General features: G+C 69.3%; 18 protein-coding genes. 6 read left to right on the top strand and 12 right to left on the bottom strand.

Annotation, left to right across the window (positions count from 1 at the left end; genetic code table 11):
- Positions 1-7 precede the first annotated feature (7 nt).
- The gene (gene dnaE / locus ACIOEW_RS04635) at positions 8-3,544 is read right to left on the bottom strand and encodes a DNA polymerase III subunit alpha (protein WP_362557103.1); all 3,537 of its coding nucleotides are present in this window, start codon (positions 3,542-3,544) and stop codon (positions 8-10) included.
- Positions 3,545-3,735: 191 nt separating this feature from the next.
- Here dnaE and ACIOEW_RS04630 point away from each other — a divergent pair, with 191 nt between their 5' ends.
- From ACIOEW_RS04630 to ACIOEW_RS04615, 4 genes are all read left to right on the top strand, one after another.
- A complete protein-coding gene (locus ACIOEW_RS04630) occupies positions 3,736-5,061 on the top strand; it encodes a DUF2252 domain-containing protein (RefSeq protein WP_362557102.1) in 1,326 nt (441 codons plus the stop codon).
- A gap of 86 nt (positions 5,062-5,147) precedes the next feature.
- Entirely contained in the window at positions 5,148-5,879 is a 732-nt protein-coding gene (locus ACIOEW_RS04625; RefSeq protein ID WP_401961552.1) for a hypothetical protein, read from the top strand.
- Between the two features lie 51 nt (positions 5,880-5,930).
- Positions 5,931-6,743, top strand: a complete 813-nt coding sequence (locus ACIOEW_RS04620; protein ID WP_362557100.1) for a DsbA family protein — start codon at positions 5,931-5,933, stop codon at positions 6,741-6,743.
- Between the two features lie 391 nt (positions 6,744-7,134).
- Positions 7,135-8,097 (top strand): zinc metalloprotease, encoded by a 963-nt coding sequence (locus ACIOEW_RS04615; RefSeq protein WP_362557098.1) that lies wholly within the window; start codon positions 7,135-7,137, stop codon positions 8,095-8,097.
- Between the two features lie 59 nt (positions 8,098-8,156).
- Here the strand turns inward: ACIOEW_RS04615 and ACIOEW_RS04610 are convergent, their stop codons facing one another.
- Entirely contained in the window at positions 8,157-8,735 is a 579-nt protein-coding gene (locus tag ACIOEW_RS04610; RefSeq protein WP_362557096.1) for a dienelactone hydrolase family protein, read from the bottom strand.
- Positions 8,736-8,783: 48 nt separating this feature from the next.
- Here ACIOEW_RS04610 and ACIOEW_RS04605 point away from each other — a divergent pair, with 48 nt between their 5' ends.
- Positions 8,784-9,905 carry a mechanosensitive ion channel family protein gene (locus ACIOEW_RS04605; RefSeq protein WP_401961212.1) on the top strand — a complete coding sequence of 374 codons (1,122 nt, stop codon included), beginning with the start codon at positions 8,784-8,786 and terminating at the stop codon, positions 9,903-9,905.
- A gap of 12 nt (positions 9,906-9,917) precedes the next feature.
- Here the strand turns inward: ACIOEW_RS04605 and ACIOEW_RS04600 are convergent, their stop codons facing one another.
- The 5 genes from ACIOEW_RS04600 to ACIOEW_RS04580 all read right to left on the bottom strand — a co-directional run bounded on the left by ACIOEW_RS04600 (position 9,918) and on the right by ACIOEW_RS04580 (position 14,651).
- On the bottom strand, positions 9,918-11,504 hold the full coding sequence (locus tag ACIOEW_RS04600) for a Na+/H+ antiporter (protein ID WP_350988535.1): 1,587 nt from the start codon (positions 11,502-11,504) through the stop codon (positions 9,918-9,920).
- A 137-nt stretch (positions 11,505-11,641) separates the two neighbouring features.
- Positions 11,642-12,112: a GNAT family N-acetyltransferase gene (locus tag ACIOEW_RS04595; protein ID WP_401961209.1), complete on the bottom strand. Its 471-nt coding sequence runs from the start codon at positions 12,110-12,112 to the stop codon at positions 11,642-11,644.
- The gene (locus tag ACIOEW_RS04590) at positions 12,109-13,050 is read right to left on the bottom strand and encodes an RluA family pseudouridine synthase (protein WP_350988531.1); all 942 of its coding nucleotides are present in this window, start codon (positions 13,048-13,050) and stop codon (positions 12,109-12,111) included. The genes ACIOEW_RS04595 and ACIOEW_RS04590 overlap by 4 nt, the downstream gene beginning before the upstream one ends.
- 23 nt (positions 13,051-13,073) lie before the next feature.
- Positions 13,074-13,721 (bottom strand): signal peptidase II, encoded by a 648-nt coding sequence (gene lspA / locus ACIOEW_RS04585; protein WP_401961206.1) that lies wholly within the window; start codon positions 13,719-13,721, stop codon positions 13,074-13,076.
- Positions 13,722-13,778: 57 nt separating this feature from the next.
- Entirely contained in the window at positions 13,779-14,651 is an 873-nt protein-coding gene (locus ACIOEW_RS04580; RefSeq protein ID WP_401961203.1) for a TraR/DksA family transcriptional regulator, read from the bottom strand.
- A gap of 576 nt (positions 14,652-15,227) precedes the next feature.
- Here ACIOEW_RS04580 and ileS point away from each other — a divergent pair.
- Positions 15,228-18,377: an isoleucine--tRNA ligase gene (ileS, locus tag ACIOEW_RS04575; protein WP_401961201.1), complete on the top strand. Its 3,150-nt coding sequence runs from the start codon at positions 15,228-15,230 to the stop codon at positions 18,375-18,377.
- 308 nt (positions 18,378-18,685) lie between these two features.
- Here ileS and ACIOEW_RS04570 read toward each other — a convergent pair whose 3' ends face one another.
- From ACIOEW_RS04570 to pgeF, 5 genes are all read right to left on the bottom strand, one after another.
- Positions 18,686-19,828 (bottom strand): DivIVA domain-containing protein, encoded by a 1,143-nt coding sequence (locus ACIOEW_RS04570; protein WP_362555195.1) that lies wholly within the window; start codon positions 19,826-19,828, stop codon positions 18,686-18,688.
- Positions 19,829-19,877: 49 nt separating this feature from the next.
- Positions 19,878-20,162 (bottom strand): YggT family protein, encoded by a 285-nt coding sequence (locus ACIOEW_RS04565; RefSeq protein ID WP_136328318.1) that lies wholly within the window; start codon positions 20,160-20,162, stop codon positions 19,878-19,880.
- Between the two features lie 71 nt (positions 20,163-20,233).
- The gene (locus tag ACIOEW_RS04560) at positions 20,234-20,845 is read right to left on the bottom strand and encodes a cell division protein SepF (RefSeq protein ID WP_136328319.1); all 612 of its coding nucleotides are present in this window, start codon (positions 20,843-20,845) and stop codon (positions 20,234-20,236) included.
- Positions 20,846-20,970: 125 nt separating this feature from the next.
- Complete coding sequence (locus tag ACIOEW_RS04555) at positions 20,971-21,690, bottom strand: YggS family pyridoxal phosphate-dependent enzyme (RefSeq protein ID WP_401961196.1); 720 nt, start codon at positions 21,688-21,690, stop codon at positions 20,971-20,973.
- A gap of 6 nt (positions 21,691-21,696) precedes the next feature.
- Complete coding sequence (pgeF, locus tag ACIOEW_RS04550; RefSeq protein WP_362555191.1) at positions 21,697-22,434, bottom strand: peptidoglycan editing factor PgeF; 738 nt, start codon at positions 22,432-22,434, stop codon at positions 21,697-21,699.
- Between the last annotated feature and the right edge of the window lie 16 nt (positions 22,435-22,450).

The raw sequence follows: 22,450 nt of genomic DNA, 5'->3' as shown, positions 1-22,450 counted from the left end.
CGACTGCTCAGCCGGCCAGGCAGGACGGGCCGAGCAGCACCTTCAGGTCCCCGAAGAGCGCTGGGTCGGCCTTCACCCGGTGCCGGTCGAGCCGGAGCACCGTGGTCTTGCGGGGGCCCTGGAGTCTGATCCGTACCTCGGTGTCGCCGCGGTGGCTGCTGAGCACCTCACCGAGCCGGCTGACCATGGGTGGGGTGATCTTGACCGTGGGGATGGTCAGGATCACGGGGGCGTTGGTGCCCGCGTTCGAGATGTCGGGGACCTGCATCTCCATGGCGACGAGCCGGGGTACGTCCTCCCGCTTGTCGAGCCGTCCCTTCACGAAGACGACGGTGTCCTCGACGAGCTGGGTGGAGACCAGCTGGTAGGTGGCCGGGAAGAACATGCACTCGATGGAGCCGGCCAGGTCCTCGACGGTGGCGATGGCCCAGGCGTTGCCCTGCTTGGTCATCTTGCGCTGGAGGCCGGAGATGATGCCGCCCACGGTGACGATCGCGCCGTCGCTGTGCTCGCCGCCCATGAGCTGCGAGATCGCGGCGTCGGCCTTGTCGCTCAGCACGTGCTCGATGCCGAACAGCGGGTGGTCGGAGACGTACAGCCCGAGCATCTCGCGCTCCTGGGCCAGCAGGTAGGACTTCTCCCACTCGATGTCGGAGAACTCCACGTCGAGCCCGAAGCCCGGCTCGTCGCTGTCCTCCTCACCGCCGCCGAAGAGGTCGAACTGCCCCTCGGCCTCCTTGCGCTTGACCTGCACCACGTTGTCGATCATGGGCTCGTGGTGGGCGACGAGGCCCTTGCGGGTGTGGCCCATCTCGTCGAAGGCCCCGGCCTTGATGAGCGATTCCACGGTCCGCTTGTTGCAGACGACCGCCTCGACCTTGTCGAGGAAGTCGGGGAAGGTGCTGTACTTCCCCTTCGCCTTGCGGCACCGGATGATCGAGTCGACGACGTTCTGGCCGACGTTACGGATGGCCGTCAACCCGAAGAGGATGACGTCGTCACCCTGTGCGGCGAAGTTCGACTCGGACTCGTTGACGTTCGGCGGGAGCACCTTGATGCCCATGCGACGGCACTCGTTGAGGTAGACCGCCGACTTGTCCTTGTCGTCCTTGACCGAGGTGAGCAGCGCCGCCATGTACTCGGCGGGGTAGTTGGCCTTGAGGTATCCGGTCCAGTAGGTGACCAGGCCGTACGCGGAGGAGTGCGCCTTGTTGAAGGCGTATCCGGCGAACGGGACCAGCACGTCCCACAGCGCCTTGATCGCGGCGTCGGAGAAGCCGTTCTTCTTGGCACCGGCCTCGAAGAGGACGAAGTTCTTCGCCAGCTCGTCGGCCTTCTTCTTGCCCATTACGCGGCGCAGGATGTCGGCCTCGCCGAGCGAGTACCCGGCGACGATCTGGGCGGCCTTCTGCACCTGCTCCTGGTACACGATCAGGCCGTAGGTGAGGCCGAGGACCTCCTTGAGCGGCTCCTCCAGCTCCGGGTGGATCGGAGTGATCTCCTGGCGGGCGTTCTTGCGCTCGGCGTAGTTCGTGTGCGAGTTCATGCCCATCGGGCCCGGCCGGTACAGGGCCGAGACGGCGGAGATGTCCTCGAAGTTGTCGGGCTGCATCTGGCGCAGCAGCGAACGCATCGGCCCGCCGTCGAACTGGAACACCCCGAGCGTGTCACCGCGGCAGAGCAGCTCGTACGTCTTGGGGTCGTCCAGCGGCAGCGCCAGCATCTCCAGGTCGACGCCCTTGTTGGACTTCACCATCTTGATGGCGTCGTCCATGATCGTCAGGTTGCGCAGCCCCAGGAAGTCCATCTTCAGCAGGCCGAGCGACTCGCACTGCGGGTAGTCCCACTGCGTGATGGTGACGCCGTCCGAGTGCCGCACCCAGACCGGGGCGTGGTCGACGATCGGTTCGCTGGACATGATGACGCCAGCGGCGTGCACGCCCATCTGCCGGACCAGGCCCTCGACGCCCTTCGCGGTGTCGATGACCTTCTGGACGTCCGGCTCGTTCTCGTACATCCCCCGGATCTCGCCGGCCTCGCTGTAGCGCGGGTGCTTGGGGTCGGTGATGCCGTTGAGGTCGATGCCCTTGCCGAGGACGTCGGCGGGCATGGCCTTGGTGAGCCGGTCGCCCATCGCGTAGGGGTAGCCGAGGACACGGGCCGAGTCCTTGATCGCGTTCTTGGCCTTGATCTTGCCGTAGGTACCGATCATGGCGACCTTGTCGGCGCCGTACTTCTCGGTCACGTACCGGATCACCTCGACGCGCCTGCGCTCGTCGAAGTCGATGTCGACGTCGGGCATGGAGACGCGCTCGGGGTTGAGGAACCGCTCGAAGATCAGTCCGTGCTCGATCGGGTCGAGGTCGGTGATGCCCATCGCGTACGAGACGATCGAGCCGGCGGCAGAGCCTCGGCCGGGGCCGACCGCGATGCCGTTGTTCTTGGCCCACATGATGAAGTCGGCGACGACCAGGAAGTATCCCGGGAACCCCATCTGGATGATGATGTCCATCTCGTACTCGACCTGCTTCTGCCGGTCCTCGGGGACCCCGCCCGGGAAGCGGCGGTCCATCCCGACGCGGACCTCCTCCTGGAACCAGGTGATCTCCGTGTAGCCGTCCGGGATGTCGAACTTCGGCATCAGGTCGCGCTTCTCGAACATCCCGGTGGTGTCGATCTGCTGCGCCACCAGCAGGGTGTTGGCGCAGCCCTCCTGCCAGGCGTCCGAGGAGTCGACGCCGTACATCTCGTCCGTTGTCTTGAGGTAGTAGCCGGTGCCGTCGAAGCGGAAGCGGTCCGGGTCGGAGAGGTTCTTGCCGGTCTGGATGCAGAGCAGTGCGTCGTGTGCGGTCGCCTCGCTGGCGTAGGTGTAGTGCGAGTCGTTCGTCACGAGCGGCGGGATGTTCAGTTTCTTGCCGATTTCGAGGAGCCCGTCACGGACCCGGCGCTCGATCTCGATGCCGTGGTCCATCAGCTCCAGGAAGTACTTGCCCTCGCCGAAGATGTCCTTGTAGTCGGAGGCCGCCTGGACCGCCTCGTCGAACTGCCCGAGCCGCAGCCGCGTCTGCACCTCGCCCGAGGGACAGCCGGTGGAGGCGATCAGGCCCTCGGACCACTGGGAGATGGTCTCCCTGTCCATGCGCGGCCACTTCTGCAGCCAGCCCTCGGCGTAGGCGTCCGAGGACAGCTTGAAGAGGTTGTGCAGCCCCTTGGCGTTCGACGCCCAGATCGTCTTGTGCGTGTAACCACCCGAACCGGAGACGTCGTCGCGCTTCTGGTGCGGCTGGCCCCACTGGATCTTCCGCTTGTGCTTGCGCGACTCCGGAGCGACGTACGCCTCGATACCGATGATCGGCGTCACATTCGCCTTGACGGCCGAATGGAAGAAGTCGTACGCCCCGTGCAGGTTGCCGTGGTCCGTCATCGCGATATGGGACATGCCCATCTCGTTGCAGGCCTCGAACATGTCCTTGAGCCGCGCGGCACCGTCCAGCAGCGAGTACTGGGTGTGGACGTGAAGGTGCGTGAAGGGCGGCTTGGTCACGGCGCTGTGCCTCCGGTGGAGTGAGGGTGGCGGGGCTGGGGGTGTCTCGGGGGACAGCGTGGAAGTCTACGTCTCCGCGGTGACAAGCGACGGGCACTCCGCGATACGGTCGCGCGTTGGAAGGGCGGGAACACCCGTCCCTTTTGTCATGTACGTCGTCATGCAGGCCAGGTACCAGGAGGCACCCAGAGATGTCGGAAACGCAGACCGGCGCAGCGCAGCGCGGGGAGCAGATCCTCGAGGTCTTCGACACCGCTTTCGGTGAGCTGCTGGCCGCCGATCCGGCAGCCTTCCGGGTGAAGTTCCGCAAGATGGCGGGCTCGTCCTTCGCCTTCTACCGGGGCACGGCGTGTCTCTTCTACAACGACCTGGAGCGGGAGCGGCACGGCGGCCCGTACCTCGACGAGCGCACCGGCCGGGTGTGGATCCACGGCGATCTGCACGCGGAGAATTTCGGCACGTACATGGACGCCAACGGCCGCCTGGTCTTCAACGTGAACGACTTCGACGAAGCCTATGTGGGCCCCTTCACCTGGGACCTCAAGCGCTTCGCCGCCTCCGTCGCCCTGATCGGTTACGCGAAGGCGCTGAGCGACGACCAGATCAGCGAGCTCGTCCGGGTCTACGCGGCGGCCTACCGCGAGCGGATCCACGCGCTGGCGACGGGCGCGAAGAACGACGAGGTGCCGCCGTTCACACTCGACACCGCCGAGGGGCCGCTCCTGGGCGCCCTGCGGGACGCCCGCTCCCTGACCCGGTTCTCGTTGCTGGACTCGATGACCGAGATCCGTGACTTCGAGCGCAGGTTCGCGGAGGGCGGCGGCTCGATCGACCTGGACGCGGCGACGCGCTACAAGGTCCTCGCGGCGTTCGACGGCTATCTGGAGACGCTGCCGGAGTCGAGCCTGACCCGCCCGGACTCCTACCGGGTCAAGGATGTCGTCGGCCGTCGCGGCATCGGCATCGGATCAGCCGGGCTGCCCTCGTACAACATCCTCCTGGAGGGCAACAGCGACGCCCTGGAGAACGATGTCGTGATCTATCTCAAGCAGGCGCAGACCCCTGCCGTCTCCCGGCACATCACGGACGCGGCGGTGCGGGGCTACTTCCAGCACGAGGGGCACCGCACGGTGATCTCGCAGCGTGCCCTGCAGGCGCACGCCGACCCGTGGCTGGGCTGGACCGAGCTGGACGGGTCCGGTCAGCTGGTCGCCGAGGTCTCGCCGTACGCGGTCGACCTGGACTGGTCCGACATCGACGAGCCCGAGGAGATCGCGGCCGTCGTCGCCGACCTCGGCCGGGCGACGGCGACGATGCACTCCGCGGCGGACGACGAGAGCGGCCACTCGCTGGTGCCGTTCTCCACCGAGCGGGCGATCGACGCGGCGATCGCGGCCGACGAGGAGGGCTTCGGGGACCTGCTGGTGGACTTCGCCCACAGCTACGGGGCCCGGGCGCGCGCGGACCACCAGATCTTCGTGGACCTGTTCCGCAACGGCCGCATCCCCGGGCTGTAAGCAGCTCGCAAGGACCTGTGGGCCTTCCCACCCTGCCCGGGACCTTTAGGTGTCGCATACAGGTTCGCATGCGACACTCCCTGACAATGGACATCTCCGGGACGCAGCTCAGAGTCGTACGCGCGGCGCTTTTCACAGCGCTCGTCGTGACGCTCTCCGCCGCCTCCCACGTGCTGCTCTCCCGGGTCCCGCTGCCGATGACCCTCGTCGCCGTGCTGGCCGGCGCAGTCTTCGTCATGGCCTACGCGCTGGCCGGCCGGGAGCGCGGCTTCGGGGCCATCGCCGGGCTGCTGGTGCCGCTGGAACTGGCCGTGGACACCGTCTTCACCACCGGCCAGCACCTCTGTTACGGCGCGGCGGGCGGCCCGATCGCGGGACCGCTGCGGTCGGTCGGCGTCGACGTGCTGTGCGGCGGCGGTGACGTCGGGACGGGCGCGGCGGGGCTCGGCAGCGTCGGCCAGGTGGGCACTCCCCTGACCTCGGTGACCGCGGGCGGTCACGGCGCGGCCGCACTGCTGGCCTCGCCCGGCCCCCTGGTGCCGTGGCTGCTGCTCGCCGCGCATGTGACGGTCGGGCTGCTCGCCGCGGCCTGGCTGCACCGCGGCGAGCTGGCGCTCGCCGGGCTGCTGGGCACGTTCGCCCTGCTGGCCTTCCGGCCGCTGCTGATCGCGGTGGCCGTGGCGGGGGCTGTCCGCCGCTCCGTACTCCCGAAGGTCCGTACGGCCGGCCCCGGCCCGCACCTGCTCGTCCACAGCCGCTTCCTGGTGCACTCCGTGGGACGGAGGGGACCGCCGCGCTCGGCCTGCGCCACCGCCTGAGCACGCAAGTCCCTGATGACGTACGACCACGCACCCCACGGAGAACCGACCATGAGCAAGCGCAACAGCCAGGCCAACAAGTCCGCCGCCCGCGAGCGGCTGCGTGAGGAGCGCGAGCGCCAGGCCAAGAAGGACCGCACCCGCCGGCAGGTCGTCGTCGGCGTCTCGGTCGTCGCCGCCCTCGCGATCATCGGCGGCGGCGCCTACGGCGTGATGCAGCTGAACAAGCCGGACCACTGGGACGCGGCGACGGACGCGAAGAGCGTCACCGCACCGAAGAACACCTCGGGCAAGGACGGCACGACCGTCGTGGTCGGCAAGTCGACCGCCAAGAAGACCCTGGAGCTGTACGAGGACTCCCGCTGCCCGGTCTGCGCCAATTTCGAGCAGACCGTCGGTGAGACCGTCCACAAGGACGTCGACGCGGGCAAGTACAAGATCAAGTACATCGGCGCCACGTTCCTCGACAGCAACGGCGGCGAGGGCTCGAAGAACGCGCTGAGCGCCCTGGGCGCCGCGCTGAACGTGAGCCCCGAGGCCTTCCTCGACTACAAGTACGCGCTCTACTCCGCGAAGTACCACCCGGAGGAGACGGACGACAAGTTCAAGGACGACTCGTACCTGATCAAGGTCGCCGACACGGTGGACGCGCTGAAGGGCAATGACGCCTTCCAGAAGAACGTCAAGGACGGCACGTACGACGCCTGGGCCATGAAGATGTCCGCCGCCTTCGACAAGAGCGGCGTCGAGGGCACTCCGACGCTGAAGATGGACGGCAAGACGCTGACCGGTTCGGACAACAAGAACGCCCCGATGACGGTGGCGGACTTCAACACCGCGATCACCGCCGCGCTGAAGGGCTGATCCGCCCGGCCCCGGACGAACGGGCAGGTGAACCCGCCGGGTTCACCTGCCCGTTCGCGTCCGCCGTGCGCGCGGACCGTCAGGATCCGGCCACTGCGGCCCGTGTTGACGGCAGATGACGACGCCGTGCCGGACGGCTTCCTCCATGGATCCAATGCGGACACACCGGCCATGAGTGCGCCCCGGCAGATGACGTTCGTGTCTCAAACTCCGGAGCGGGCGGAAGATTTTCTGCCCGTTACGCCGATTTGCACCGTGAATGATTGGGCCGGATCGATCCTCACCCACACATGACATGCCCACGTAATCTCCCGGCGGCGGGTGAGGAAATCCCTCCCCCACACATCCGCGAGGAGTCCTTGTGCGCACTCTTGCTCGTATATCACCGCGTATGCGTCACCGTGCGATCGGCACCGCCGTGCTGGCCGGAACCCTGGCCCTGGCACCCCTCTCCGTCTCCTCCGGCGCCACCGCCGCTTCCGGCAGGGCCGCCGCGGCCACATCGGCCGAGGCCTGCGCCGACGCCCCGGCCGGCGCCGCCGCCCGCCAGTCCCGCCCCACGGGCCCGCAGCACGCCGCGGACCCCAACGCACTCACCACGGCCCAGGCCGCGGCCATCGACAAGCAGCTCAAGCAGAGAGTCGCCGAGCGCCGGGTCACCGGCTCCACGCTCGCCGCCGGCGCGACCGTCCCGGTCTACTTCCACGTCATCCACTCCGGCAGCACGGGCAAGCTCACCGCGGGCGCCATCAGCAGCCAGATGAGCGTGCTGAACGCCGCGTACAGCGGCCAGGGCACCGGCAACACCCCCTCCGGCTTCCAGTTCTCCCTGGCGGGCACCGACTACACGGACAACGCCACCTGGTACAACGTCTCCTCGGGCTCGTCGGCCGAGAAGGCGATGAAGACGGCCCTGCGCAAGGGCGGCAAGAACGCGCTCAACGTCTACACCGCCAACCTCGGCGGCGGACTGCTCGGCTGGGCGACCTTCCCGAGCTCCTACAGCTCCAGCCCCTCCATGGACGGCGTGGTGATCCTGGACACCTCGCTCCCGGGCGGCTCCGCCACCAACTACGACGAGGGCGACACCGCGACGCACGAGGTCGGCCACTGGATGGGGCTCTACCACACGTTCCAGGGCGGCTGTAACGGCAACGGCGACTACGTCTCCGACACCCCCGCGGAGAAGTCCGCCGCCTTCGAGTGCCCGACCGGGCGCGACACCTGCACCAACAAGACGGGCGTCGACCCGATCCACAACTTCATGGACTACACGTACGACTCCTGCATGTACCAGTTCACCGCGGGCCAGGTGCAGCGGATGAGCGACAGCTGGACCGCGTACCGCGGCTGATCCGCTCTCTCATGCCCGAGGGGCCCCGCGCCGTTCCGTGCGCGGGGCCCCTCGTGTGCTCACAGCGTGGCGAGGAAGCCGATCGCGACCTTCCAGGCCAGCTCGGCCGACGCCTGGTCGAAGTCCGGCAGTTCCGCGTCGGTGAACAGGTGCCCCGCACCGGGGTACCGGTAGACCTCGACATCGGCGCCGGTCCGCTGCATCTGCAGATACCAGGAGTTCAGCCAGTCGTGCGTCTCGAACGGGTCCGGGTCGGCGACGTGCAGCTGCACGGGCAGCTCGTCCACCGACGCGTTCTCGGCGATGTCCGACGTGCCGTGGAAGAGCAGCAGCCCGCGCGCCTTCGCGTCCCCGAGCGCCAGCGTCTGGGCGACGGACGCACCGAGCGAGAAGCCCACGTACACCAGCCCGCGGTCGGAGTAGGGCGCAGCGGCGAGCACCGCCCGCTTGAGCAGCTCCTCCTTGCCCGTCTCCTCCTTGAAGGCCAGTCCTTCCTCGACGGATTCGAAGGTGTGTCCCCCGAAGAGATCGGGAACGTGCACCTCATGCCCGGCGGCACGCAGCCGGTCGGCGGCCGCGTGCACCGCGGGGCGCAGACCGTACGTCGAGTGGAAAAGCATGATGTTCATGGGGTCCATGGTGCCAGTTCACCGGACCTCCAAGCCGAGAGCATGGAGAGCGACGACATGGAGAACGTACTGCGTCCGCTGATCGTCCTCGGCGGGGCGGCCCTGATCACGCTGGTGGTGGGCTGGCTGCTCGACCTGCTGCTCAGGCGGGCCGACGGCCGGCACCACGAGACCCCGTTGTGGGGTCTGCTGCGGCGCTGCCGGCTCCCGTTCCAGCTGACGTTGTGCACGGCCCTGCTGCGGGGCACTTATACCCAGACCCGGCTCGACCTGGTGAAGGACCACGGGGCGGGCATCGGTCAGGTGCTGACGCTGGTTCTGATCGGCGCGTCGGCCTGGCTGGTGGTGCGGATCGCGGTGGCGGTGGTGGATTCGGTGTACGCGCGCTACGCGGCGAACACCCGGGACCCGGCACGGGTGCGGCGGGTGCGGACGCAGGTGACGCTGATCCAGCGGGTGGTCATCGCGATCGTGACGACCGTCGCCGTCGCCGCGATGCTGCTGACGTTCCCCGCCATGCAGACGGTCGGCACCTCGATGCTGGCATCGGCCGGCGTCCTCGGCATCGTCGCGGGTGTCGCCGCCCAGTCCACGCTCGGCAATCTCTTCGCGGGCCTTCAGATCGCCTTCGGCGACATGGTGCGGATCGGTGACACGGTGGTGGTGGACGGTGAGTGGGGCACGGTCGAGGAGATCACGCTGACCTTCCTCGCGGTCCGGACCTGGGACGAGCGGCGGATCACGATGCCGGTCTCGTACTTCACCAGCAAGCCGTTCGAGAACTGGTCGCGCGGCGGGGTCCAGATGAGCGGTTCGGTCTTCTTCCACCTCGATCACTCGGCACCGGTCGCCGCCATGCGCGAACAGCTGCGGGACATCCTGGGCGAGTGTGCCGCGTGGGACGGCCGGGACTGGTCGCTGGCGGTCACCGACACCACGCCCTCCACGATCCAGGTGCGTGCGGTGGTCACGGCGAAGGACGCGGACGACATCTGGACGGTGCGCTGCGCGGTCCGGGAGCAGCTGATCGGCTGGCTGCGCGACCACCATCCGTACGCGCTGCCGAGGATCGCCACGGCCCCCGCGGCGCCGGCGCCCGGTGACGCGTGGCCGACGGTGAACGGCGCGGACGAGAAGGCCGGGGGCTGGGGCAGGGCGCCGCGCACCGGGCGCGGCTGAACGGAACGGGGGTCACCGCAGGCTGCGTACGTCCAGCTGGCGCAGCACCCGGTCGACCACCTCGGGGTCCGCTCCGGCCTCGCTGCGCGCGGAGAGCACCGCGTGACGGGCGGCCGACATCATCTCGCGCTGAACGCGGTTGACCGCCTTGAACCGTTCGGCACGCTGGGCGTAGGCCTCGCGCCGCTCGTCGTCGACCATGTCGGGGCTGATCCGCGCGCCCACGTCGTAGGCGAGCCGCTGGAGACGTTCCGCGAGGTCCTCGGGGAACTCCTCCACCTCCTGGATCTCCTTGAGCCGCTGCTTGGCCGCCTTCGCGGCGCGGATCGCGAGGTCCCGCTCCAGCGCGGCCTCGGCATCGGTGTCCGCCCGGACCCCCAGCCGGCGCACCAGCCAGGGAAGCGTGAGGCCCTGGAAGACCAGAGTGACCATGATCACGGCGAACGCGATGAAGACGATCTCGTCGCGGCCGGGGAACGGCTTCCCGTCGTCCGTCTCCAGCGGGATCGCCAGCGCCAGGGCGACCGAGGCCACGCCGCGCATCCCGGCCCACCACATGATCACGGTCTCCCGCCAGCTGGTGGGGATCTCCTCGCTGACGTCGCGGCGGGTGTGCAGCCGTTTGGCCAGCCAGGTCGCGGGGAGCAGATAGAGCAGCCGTACGCCGACGACGACGGCGACGACGGCCAGCGCCCAGCCGGCCATCTCCAGTTCACGCCCGTCGGCGGTCCCGAAGACGTTGTGCAGTTCGAGGCCGATCAGCCCGAAGGCGACACCGGTGACGAGGGTGTCGACGATCTCCCAGAAGGTGCGGCCGGTGAGCCGGCCGAGGACGTCATCGGCGTCGGCCGTGTGCTCGGCGAGGAAGAGCGCGGTGGTCAGGACGGCGAGCACACCGGAGCCCATCAGCTCCTCGGCAAGCACGTAGCTGACGAACGGCACCAGCAGGGAGAGGCCGACCTGGAGGGTGGCGTCGCCGAGCAGGCCCATGAGTTTGATGGTGAGCCAGCCGAGCGCGGCGCCCACCGCCACGGCGACGACGGCCGACAGGACCAGCAGTCCGAACGCCTCGGGCACCGAGAAGGTGCCGCTCACCGCCGCGGCGATCGCCACGTGGTAGAGCACGATCGCGGTCACGTCGTTGAACAGTCCCTCGCCCTCCAGGATGGAAACGAGCCTGCGGGGCAGTCCGACCGATCCGGCCACGGCGGTGGCCGCGACCGGGTCGGGCGGGGCGACGAGCGCGCCGAGTGCGACGGCCGCTGCGATGGGCAGTCCGGGGACGACCGCGTTGGCCACCGCGGCGACGGCCGCCGTCGTGAGGAAGACCAGTGCCACGGCCAGCAGGAAGATCGGCCGTTTGTTGGCGGCGAACTGCCGCCAGGAGGTGCGCTGCACGGAGGCGTAGAGCAACGGGGGCAGCAGCGCGGGAAGAATGATCTCGGGCGGGATGTCCACGTTCGGTACGAAGCTGAGGAAGGCCATCACGACGCCCATGAGGGTCATCAGCACCGGCGCGGGAAGCCCGAGCCTGTCCCCCAGTGGCACGGTGACCACGGCTCCGAGCAACAACAGGAGCAGCAGGGCCATTTGATCCACGAGGTGCCTTCCGGAGCGCGCCGGACCGGCCTCGGTGACCGGCCGGCCTCGGGTTCAACCCTGCCATGCGGGCCCCGCGATCCGGACAACGCCCCCATCGCGGACCCGCGGGCCCGGCATGATCCGAACGAGAGGCCCTACCCCTCCACGGCCCGGCGCATCGCCCGGTGCGGAATGCCCGCGTCCGGGAACTCGGGGCCGTAGGCGGCGTATCCGAGCCGCTCGTAGAAGCCGAGGGCATGCGTCTGGGCGTGCAGGTCGACGGCCGACAGGCCGAGTTCGCGGGCGGCGTCCTCGATGGCCCGCACCAGGGCCGCTCCGACGCCGAGACCGCGCGCCTCCTTGGTCACGGCGAGCCGCCCGAGCGAACCGACGGTGGGATCGCCGCCGGTCTTCGCCGCCACGGCCGGGCCGTGCAGCAGCCGTCCGGTGCCGAGCGCCGTGCCGTCAGCGGCGACGGCGATGACGTGCACCGCGTCCGCGTCGTAGGAGTCGTACTCGATCTCCTCGGGCACGTTCTGCTCGCCGACGAAGACGTCCTTGCGGATCTGGAAACAGGCGGCGCGGTCCTGCTCACCGGTGACCGTGCGGGTGCTGTAGGCGGTCATTCGCTCTCTGCCGCGATCCGGTCGAGGGCCTGCTGGAGGTCGTCCGGATAGGTGCTGGAGAACTCCACCCAGCTGCCGTCCGACGGGTGCTCGAAGCCGAGCCTGACCGCGTGGAGCCACTGCCGGGTCAGGCCCAGCCGCTTGGCCATGGTCGGGTCGGCCCCATAGGTCAGGTCGCCGACGCACGGGTGGCGGTGGGCGGACATGTGCACCCGGATCTGGTGCGTGCGGCCCGTCTCCAGCTTGATGTCCAGGAGGCTGGCGGCGCGGTACGCCTCGATCAGGTCGTAGTGCGTCACGGAGGGCTTGCCCTCGGCGACGACGGCCCACTTGTAGTCGTGGGTGGGGTGGCGTCCGATGGGGGCGTCGATGGTGCCGCTCATCGGGTCCGGGTGGCCCTGGACCAGCGCGTGGTACTTCTTGTCGACGATCCGGTCCCGGAACTGGGCCTTCAGCAGGGTGTAGGCCCGCTCGGACTTGGCGACGACCATCAGCCCGGAGGTGCCCACGTCGAGCCGGTGCACGATGCCCTGACGCTCGGCGGCGCCCGAGGTCGAGATCCGGTAGCCGGCAGCGGCGAGGCCGCCGATGACGGTGGTGCCGGTCCAGCCGGGGCTCGGGTGCGCGGCGACGCCGACCGGCTTCATGATCACGACGATGTCGTCGTCGTCGTGGACGATCTCCATGCCCTCGACGGGTTCGGCGACGATCTGCACCGGAGCGGGAGCCTGCGGCATCTCCACTTCCAGCCAGGCGCCGCCCCGCACCCGCTCGGACTTCCCGACCACCGAACCGTCCACCTGCACCTTCCCGGCGGCGGCCAGCTCTGCGGCCTTGGTGCGGGAGAAGCCGAACATGCGGGAGATGGCGGCGTCGACGCGCTCGCCTTCCAGGCCATCGGGTACGGGCAGGGTTCGGATCTCGGGATGCGTACTCACCTGTCGAGTATGCCTTGCGCGTGCTAGTCCTTGTGCACGGTGCCGTCGGGGTCCAGGCCCTTGAAGGAGAGCAGCACGATCAGGATGCCGCCGCAGACGATGGCGGAGTCCGCCAGGTTGAAGACGGCGAAGTGTGCGGGGGCGATGAAGTCGACCACCGCGCCCTCGAAGACACCGGGCGCGCGGAAGATGCGGTCGGTGAGGTTGCCGAGCGCACCACCGAGCAGCAGACCGAGCGCGATCGCCCACGGCAGGCTGTAGAGCTTGCGCGCGAGGCGGGCGATCACCAGGATGACGGTCGCCGCGATGATCGTGAAGATGATCGTGAAGGCCTCACCGAAACCGAACGCGGCGCCCGCGTTACGGATCGCGTCGAGCTTGAGCCAGTCACCGAAGATCTCGATGGGCTCCTGGTGCTCCAGCTTCGCCACCACGAGCATCTTGCTGCCGAGGTCCAGGAGGTAGGCGAACACGGCGACGCAGAAGAGCAGGATGATCCGGCGCCGGCGCGTGGCCGGCGACCGGTCGACCGCCGCGGAATCCGCGTCCTGCCCGTCCGGCTCGACGGCCTCCGGGGACCCGCTCCCTGCCGCCTGCTCCGGCTCGGCTCCTTCGTGTCCCTCAGCCTCGGGGATGTCCGGCGTACCGATGATGCGCTCCGCCTCTGCCACGTGAGTCCCTCAACCTAGTTCCCGACTGAGGACGAGGGTACGACACACCGGTGGGGATCAGCCGCGTCGCTCCTGCTTCTGTTTGTCCTCGACGCAGAGGGTGGCCCGGGGGAACGCCTGCATCCGTGCCTTGCCGATCGGATTGCCGCAGATCTCGCAGAGTCCGTACGTGCCCGCGTCGAGCCGGGCCAGTGCCCGTTCGGTCTGCTCCAGCATCTCCTGGGCGTTGGCGGCGAGCGACATCTCGTGCTCGCGGGTGATGTTCTTGGTGCCGGTGTCCGCCTCGTCGTCACCCGCCCCGTCGCCGGAGTCCCGCATCAGCCCGGCCAGGGCCAGACCGGACGCCTCCAGCTCGTTGCGCAGCCGTGTGACCTCGCCGGTCAGCTCGGTGCGCGCGGCCACGACCTCCTCCGGCGTCCAGGGGTCTTCTCCCGGCCGTACGGCCAGCTCGCCGGGGGCCGTCGCCGCGGCCCGTGCCGGGGGCACGGGTGCCGTGCTCCGGCCTGCCGTCCGGGTCCTGGCCGCGCTCTTCTTGGCTACCACCGTGTGGGCTCCCGTCTGCTCGGCGGCCTCGGCCGCCCCCGTGGCCGCCTCGGCGGCCTTCTTCGAAGCCTTGTCGGCCGCGGTCTTCTTCGCCGCCGCCTTCCTGGCCGCGGTCTTCTCGGCCGCCGGTCCGGTGGCCGCCATCTCAGCAGCCTTCTTCACGGCCTTCTTCACAACCTTCTTGGCAGTCTTCTCAGCTGCCTTCTTCGCAGTCTTCTTCGCCGCGGTGGTCCGCGCGGAGGCGTGCTCCGGCCCGGGCTCCGGCGCGCTGTGCGTATCCGCGTCCGAAGTGCTCTCCCGGCCGGTCCCTTCTGTCGTCTCCCCGGCCGCCGCGCCCGTGGATGTCGCTGACGCCGTCTTCTCTGCGGCGGTCTTCTTCGCCACCATGGCCGCGGCCCCTTCACGCATTGTGATCTTGCTCGCGAGTCGTGCTGGGACGATAAGTCGACCCCAGCCCCGCGGCAACGGGGCACGCCGCCGCATCGCCCCTCCCCGAGTCCGGATCACCGCACGCCTGAAACCGTTGTGCCCAGCTCCCCGCCCGGTAATCCGCCTTCCGGCCGCCCTCCTGGCGGCGCCGGGACCCGTTGCGCCCGTCTGGCCATTCGGGTCACACCGGGGCTGTCGGAAAACCGGTCGGCCGCCGCACCCCGGGGCCCGTACACTGGCCTCAGCGAGAGGCATGGATGGGACGAGTAGCGTCGTACGCAGCCCAGAGCGACCCGGGGACGGTGGGAGCCCGGGGGCGAGCGCGCCGCGAAGATCACCCCGGAGCCGCCGGAAGAAAGCTTTGGACAGTGGGCTCCGCCCACGGGCGCAAAGCAAGTAGAACCGGCATCGCACCCCAATGAGGGGGCCACGGGCGGCACGCCCGGGGCCAAGGAGGGTGGTACCGCGGGATCCGGGCACCGGTTCTCGTCCCTCCGACGGAAGTGGAACACGTCCGCCGGAGGAAGCCCGCACATGACATCGCCGCAGTACCGCCAGGTACCCGCCCAGGTCGACCTGCCCGCGCTGGAGCACGCCGTGCTCGACTTCTGGCACGAGAACAAGGTCTTCGACCAGAGCCTCGAACAGTCCGAGGGCCGCCCCGAGTGGGTCTTCTACGAGGGCCCGCCGACCGCCAACGGCATGCCGGGCGCCCACCACATCGAGGCCCGCGTCTTCAAGGACGTCTTCCCGCGCTTCCGCACCATGCAGGGCTACCACGTCGGCCGGAAGGCCGGCTGGGACTGTCACGGTCTGCCGGTGGAGCTCGCGGTCGAGAAGGAGCTGGGCTTCAACGGCAAGAAGGACATCGAGGCGTACGGCATCGCCGAGTTCAACGCCAAGTGCCGCGAGTCCGTCACCCGGCACACCGACGCGTTCACCGAGCTCACGACCCGGATGGGCTACTGGGTCGACCTCGACGACGCGTACCGCACGATGGACCCCGAGTACGTCGAGTCCGTGTGGTGGTCCCTGAAGGAGATCTTCAACAAGGGCCTGCTCACCCAGGACCACCGCGTCGCCCCCTGGTGCCCCCGCTGCGGCACCGGCCTCTCCGACCACGAGCTGGCCCAGGGGTACGAGACGGTCGTCGACCCCTCGGTCTTCGTGCGCTTCCCGCTGACGTCCGGCCCGCTGGCCGGCGAGGCGGCCCTCCTGGTCTGGACGACGACCCCCTGGACCCTGGTCTCCAACACGGCCGTCGCCGCGCACCCCGAGGTCGAGTACGTCGTCGCGACGAACGGCGAGGAGAAGCTGGTTGTCGCCCGGCCGCTCGTCGAGAAGGCGCTAGGCGAGGGCTGGGAGCTGACCGGTGACTCCTTCACCGGCCGCGAGATGGAGCGCTGGACCTACGAGCGCCCGTTCGCTCTGGTCGACTTCCCGGCCGAGGCGCACTACGTCGTCAACGCCGAGTACGTGACGACCGAGGACGGTACGGGTCTGGTCCACCAGTCCCCCGCCTTCGGCGCCGACGACCTCCTGGTCTGCAAGGCCTACGGCCTTCCGGTCGTGAACCCGGTCCGCCCCGACGGCACCTTCGAACAGGACGTGCCGCTGGTGGGCGGCGTCTTCTTCAAGAAGGCCGACGAGGCGCTCACCGAGGACCTGGCCGCCCGCGGCAAGCTCTTCCGGCACGTCCCGTACGAGCACAGCTACCCGCACTGCTGGCGCTGCCACACGGCGCTGCTGTACTACGCGCAGCCGTCCTGGTACATCCGCACGACCGCGGTCAAGGACCGGCTCCTCGCGGAGAACGAGAAGACCAACTGGTTCCCCGACTCCGTCAAGAACGGCCGTTTCGGTGACTGGCTGAACAACAACGTCGACTGGGCCCTGTCCCGGAACCGCTACTGGGGCACCCCGCTGCCGATCTGGCGCTGCGAGGACGACCACCTCACCTGCATCGGCTCGCGGGCCGAGCTGACCGAGCTCACCGGCACCGATCTCTCCGGCCTGGACCCGCACCGGCCGTTCATCGACGAGATCACGTTCACCTGCTCGCACGAGAACTGCCAGCTGGAGGCGTACCGCGTCCCCGAGGTCATCGACGCCTGGTACGACTCGGGTTCGATGCCGTTCGCGCAGTGGGGCTACCCGTACAAGAACAAGGAGATCTTCGAGAGCCGCTACCCGGCGCAGTTCATCTCGGAGGCCATCGACCAGACGCGCGGGTGGTTCTACACGCTGATGGCGGTCGGCACCCTGGTCTTCGACAAGTCCAGTTACGAGAACGTCGTGTGCCTCGGCCACATCCTCGCCGAGGACGGCCGGAAGATGTCCAAGCACCTGGGCAACACCCTCGAACCGATCCCGCTCATGGACCAGCACGGCGCCGACGCGGTCCGCTGGTTCATGGCGGCGGGCGGTTCCCCGTGGGCGGCGCGCCGCGTCGGCCACGGCACGATCCAGGAAGTCGTCCGCAAGACGCTCCTCACGTACTGGAACACGGTCGCCTTCCAGGCCCTGTACGCCCGTACGTCGGACTGGGCGCCCTCTGCCGCCGACCCGGCACCGGCCGACCGCACGGTCCTGGACCGCTGGCTGCTCAGCGAGCTGAACGCTCTGGTGGACCAGGTCACCAAGGCGCTGGAGGGGTACGACACCCAGCGCGCCGGCAAGCTGCTGTCCGCGTTCGTCGACGACCTGTCCAACTGGTACGTGCGCCGCTCCCGCCGCCGCTTCTGGCAGGGCGACAAGGCGGCGCTGCGCACCCTGCACGACGTCGTCGAGACGGTCACCCGGCTGATGGCCCCGCTGACCCCGTTCATCACCGAGCGGGTCTGGCAGGACCTCGTCACGACGGTCACGCCGGACGCCCCCGTCTCGGTGCACCTCTCCACCTGGCCGCAGGCGGACCTGTCGGCGATCGACCCGGGCCTCTCGACGCAGATGGCCCTGGTTCGCCGCCTGGTCGAGCTGGGACGCGCCACACGTGCCGAGTCGGGCGTCAAGACCCGCCAGCCGCTCTCCCGCGCCCTGGTCGCGGCCTCGGGCTTCGAGACCCTCTCCCCCGAGCTGCACGGCCAGATCACGGAGGAACTGAACGTCTCTTCCCTGGCCTCGTTGTCCGATGTCGGCGGCTCGCTGGTCGACACGACGGCGAAGGCGAACTTCCGGGCCCTGGGCAAGCGGTTCGGCAAGGGCGTCCAGGCGGTCGCGAAGGCTGTCGCGGACGCGGACGCGGCGGCGCTCTCACTGGCCCTGCGTGAGGGCACCGCGTCGGTCGAGGTCGACGGGGAGAAGGTCACGCTGGCCCCGGACGAGGTCATCATCACGGAGACCCCGCGCGAGGGCTGGTCGGTCGCGTCCGACTCCGGCGCCACGGTCGCCCTGGACCTGGAGATCACCCCGGAGCTGCGGCGTGCGGGCCTGGCCCGTGACGCGATCCGGCTGATCCAGGAGGCACGCAAGAACAGCGGGCTGGACGTGGCGGACCGCATCGCCGTCCGCTGGACGTCCACGTCGCCCGCGACCGCCGAGGCCCTGACCGAGCACGCATCGCTCATCGCGGACGAGGTCCTGGCCCTGGACTACGCGCAGGGCGAGGCGGACGCGTCCTACGGGGAGCCCTTCGAGGACGAGGGCCTGGCCCTGACGTTCCGCCTCCGCAAGACGGAGCGCTAGCCCAACCAGCCGGAGGCCCGCCCGGACCGCACGGTCCGGGCGGGCCTCCGGCGTTTTCCCCTGCCCGCCCTTCCCGAACCCGGGGCTCAAACGCCGGCGAGGCTGAATCTCAAGCTCTCCGGCGATTGCGGAGCGGGGGTCCGGGGGCAGAGCCCCCGGCTACGGGAAGGGGCGGGCAGGGGAACAAGCCCCGCGCAGCGGACCCCACGCCCCGGCCCACCCCCACGGCAAAGGGCCGGGCCCCGGGGAATCCCCGGGGCCCGGCCCTCAGCCTGCCGACGGCTACGCGCTCAGCGAGCGCGAACCGCTCAGTTGTCGTCCTCGTCGATCAGGAACCCGCGCATCGGCGAAGGCGCCTGCTGCATCGGCTGCGGCGCCTGCGGCCGCACCGGTGCCATCGGCTGGGTCATCGCCGGCGACATCTGCTGCTGGCCGCCGTAGGAGGGCCCACCGCCCATGGACGGGTTGCCGCCCATCTGCTGGTTGCCGTGACCGCCGTGGTTGCCGCCCATGGTGTGACCCATGGCACCGGCACCGGCCGGAGCCAGCGAAGGCGACGGCGGCAGCGAAGCGGCCGCAGGGGTCCGCGGCGGAGCCAGCGAGTCGTCGGCCTGGGTCTCCAGCTGACGCAGCTGGCTCTCCAGGTAGGACTTCAGACGGGTCCGGTACTCGCGCTCGAAGCCACGCAGGTCCTCGACCTTGCGCTCCAGCGTCGCGCGGGCCGACTCCAGCGAGCCCATCGCCACGCGGTGCTTCTCCTGCGCGTCCCGCTCCAGGGCGTCCGCCTTGGCACGCGCGTCGCGCTCCAGGCCCTCGGCACGGCTGCGCGCCTCACCGACGATCTTGTTGGCCTCGGAACGGGCCTCCGCGATCGCCTGGTCGGCGGTCTGCTGCGCCAGGGAGAGGACACGGGCGGCGCTGTCGCCACCGGGGCCCTGCTGCTGCATCTGCGGCTGCTGCTGCTGCATCTGCTGCATCTGCTGCTGCTGCGGGTTGTGACCGCCCATGGGGCCACCCATCGGTCCACCCATGGGACCGCCCTGCATCGGGCCGGGGCCGTGCGGACCCTGCGGACCGGGGCCGTGCGGACCCTGGGGGCCGTGGCCACTGGGACCGGCCGGCAGCTGAGGAGCACCACCGGGCAGCTGGGGCGGACCCATCTGCGGGGGCTGCTGCTGCTGGACCGGCGGACCAGATATGGCGGCGGGCACCGGTGCGCCGGGACGGTCCTGCGGCTCCGGCTTGCGCATACCTTGCTGCTGCTGGTTCTGCGCGGCGGCACGCGTGGCGGCGGCCAGCTTGGCGCGCAGGTCCTCGTTCTCACGGAGCAGGCGGGTCAGCTCGGACTCGACCTCGTCGAGGAAGGCATCGACCTCGTCCTCGTCATAGCCTTCTCGGAGGCGGACCGTCGTGAACTGCTTGTTCCGCACGTCCTCGGGGGTCAGCGGCATCTCTTCTTCACCTCTACGTAGTCGTCGGCAGTCGGCAGGACCGTATCGCTCACAGCCTGGTCACGATGCTGATCAGGATGGAAACGATGATCATCAGAACGAAGAAGGACAGGTCGAGTGCCACGCCCCCGAGACGCAGCGGCGGAATGAACCGCCGCAGGAGCTTCAGCGGTGGATCGGTGACCGTGTAAGTCGCCTCAAGGACGACCACCATCGGCTTGCCCGGCTGCCATGAACGTGCGAACTGGAAGACGTAGTCCATGACCAGCCGGAAAATCAGCACGATGAGGAAACACATCAACGCGATGTAGACAACACTTTGTGCGACGCCCATCCTCGCGCTTCCCTCTCCCCTGGCTCTCGTAGCTCCGGCCTTGCGGCCGGGTCGTTCCCGGTGTCGTGTTCTCAGCTCTGGTTGAAGAATCCGCCCTCTGCGATGCGGGCCTTGTCCTCCGCCGTGACATCGACGTTAGCAGGCGACAACAGGAACACCTTCTGCGTCACTCGTTCAATGCTGCCATGGAGACCGAAGACGAGTCCTGCGGCAAAGTCGACAAGTCGCTTCGCGTCCGTATCGTCCATCTCCGTGAGATTCATGATCACCGGAGTGCCCTCACGGAAGTGTTCCCCGATGGTACGGGCCTCGTTGTAGGTCCTGGGGTGCAGCGTGGTGATGCGGTACGGCTCCCGCTCGGACACGACCTTGGGCATGATCACCGGTGCGTTCTTCTCCATGTTCGGGCGTTCAGGTGTGATGGATGCCACGGGGGCGATTCGGGCGGGTCGCTCTCGCTCCGCCGGAATCTGAACCGGCTCCCGCTGCGCCGGAGGCTGCACCACTCGTACCGGTTCGTCCCGCTCCCGCTCCACCTGATGCGCGGGCTGGTGCCGACGCCGGTCGCGCTCGGGCTCCGGCTCGGGTTCGAATTCGTCGTCGGGGTCGAACCCCGGACCGTCGTACCCATCGTCCTCCACGAGGCCGAGGTAGACCGCCATCTTGCGCATCGCGCCGGCCATGCTCTGAGTCCTCCGCTCTGTGGTGGATCGGCATCTGTCACCAAGTGCCCGCGATCCACTGTGGCCTACCCGCCATGGGCGGTAATGACCATATTTTCTGCTGTGGTCCGACTTGCTTGGCGACGTTACCCGAGCCCGGGTCGGACTCCGAGTACCGCAGTACCGACGCGCACATGTGTCGCTCCGGCCGCAACCGCGTCCTCGAGGTCCGCACTCATCCCTGCAGAGACCATGTTCGCAGCCGGATGGTTCCCGCGCAGCCGGGATGAGAATTCCATCAGCCGGTCGAACGCGGCACGTTGCCTTCCGGCGAACGGCCCGGCGAGCGGCGCGACGGTCATCAGGCCGTCCAGCCGGAGCCAGGGCGCGGATGCGACCGCGTCGGCCAACTCCTCGATCCCGTCGGGCGCGACACCGCCACGCTCACCGCGAGCGCCGCTCTCCGCGTCGAGTGCGACCTGGATGAGACAGCCGAGTTCGCGTCCGCCTCGGCCGGCCGCGGCGGAAAGCGCGGTCACGAGCTTCGCACGATCCACCGACTGCACGACATCGGCATAACTCGCCACGGATCGGACCTTGTTGGTCTGCAATTGACCGACAAAGTGCCACGTGAGGGACAGATCCGCACATTCGGTGGATTTCGGAGCTGCATCCTGGTCACGATTCTCCGCGACATGACGCACACCGAGTTCATGCAGAATCCGCACATCGCTCGCGGGGTAGGTCTTGGTGACCACGATGAGGGTCACTTCTTCCCGATTGCGACCGGCGGCGGCACAGGCGGAGGCAATGCGTTCCTCCACCTGTGCCAGATTCGCGGCGAGTTGTTCCTTACGGTCCGTCATGCCCTATCAGTCCAACCAGACATATCCGGCGAGCCGCCCGGTGGTGCGGTCGCGTCGGTACGAGAAGTGATCGCCCGATTCGAGGGTGCAGACGGGCGACATGCGCCGGTCGGTGACCCCGAGGTCCGCCAACTGCGCGTGGACTCCGGCGGTGACGTCCACCGCCGGAGTGCCCCAGCTGGTCTCGGACCACGAAGCGGGGACGACCGCCGCGACCTCGTCCCGCATTCCGGCCGGCACCTCGTAGCACCGGCCGCAGACGGCCGGCCCGGTGCGGGCGGTGATCCGGGAGGGGTCCGCGCCGAGTTCGACCATGGCCCCGACCGCGGCGGGCACGACTCCGGCAACCAGCCCGGGGCGGCCCGCGTGTGCTGCTGCGACGATCCCGGCGACCGGGTCGGCGAGCAGCACGGGGGTGCAGTCGGCGGTGAGAACGGCGAGCGGGAGGCCGCGTCGTGCGGTGACCACCGCGTCCACGGCGGGGATCTCCCGGGCCTCGCCCCAGGGGGCGTCGACCACGGCGACATCCCGCCCGTGCACCTGGTTCATCCAGACGACCTGCGCCGGATCGAGCCCGCGGGCCCGTGCCGCCCGCTCCCGATTGGCGAGAACGGCGGCGGAATCGTCGCCGACCGCGCCGCCGAGGTTGAGCTCCGCGTACGGAGCGGCGCTCACCCCGCCCCACCTGTCGGTGAAGGAGAAGTGAGCGCCGCCGTCCGAAGAATCAGAATCCTCATGGCTCAATGAGTGGTGCGGACCT

Source organism: Streptomyces sp. NPDC087901 (genome assembly GCF_044742205.1).
GTDB lineage: Bacteria > Actinomycetota > Actinomycetes > Streptomycetales > Streptomycetaceae > Streptomyces.
Note: the sequence above shows the minus strand (reverse complement) of the source record. Positions and strands in the feature narration are given on the sequence as shown.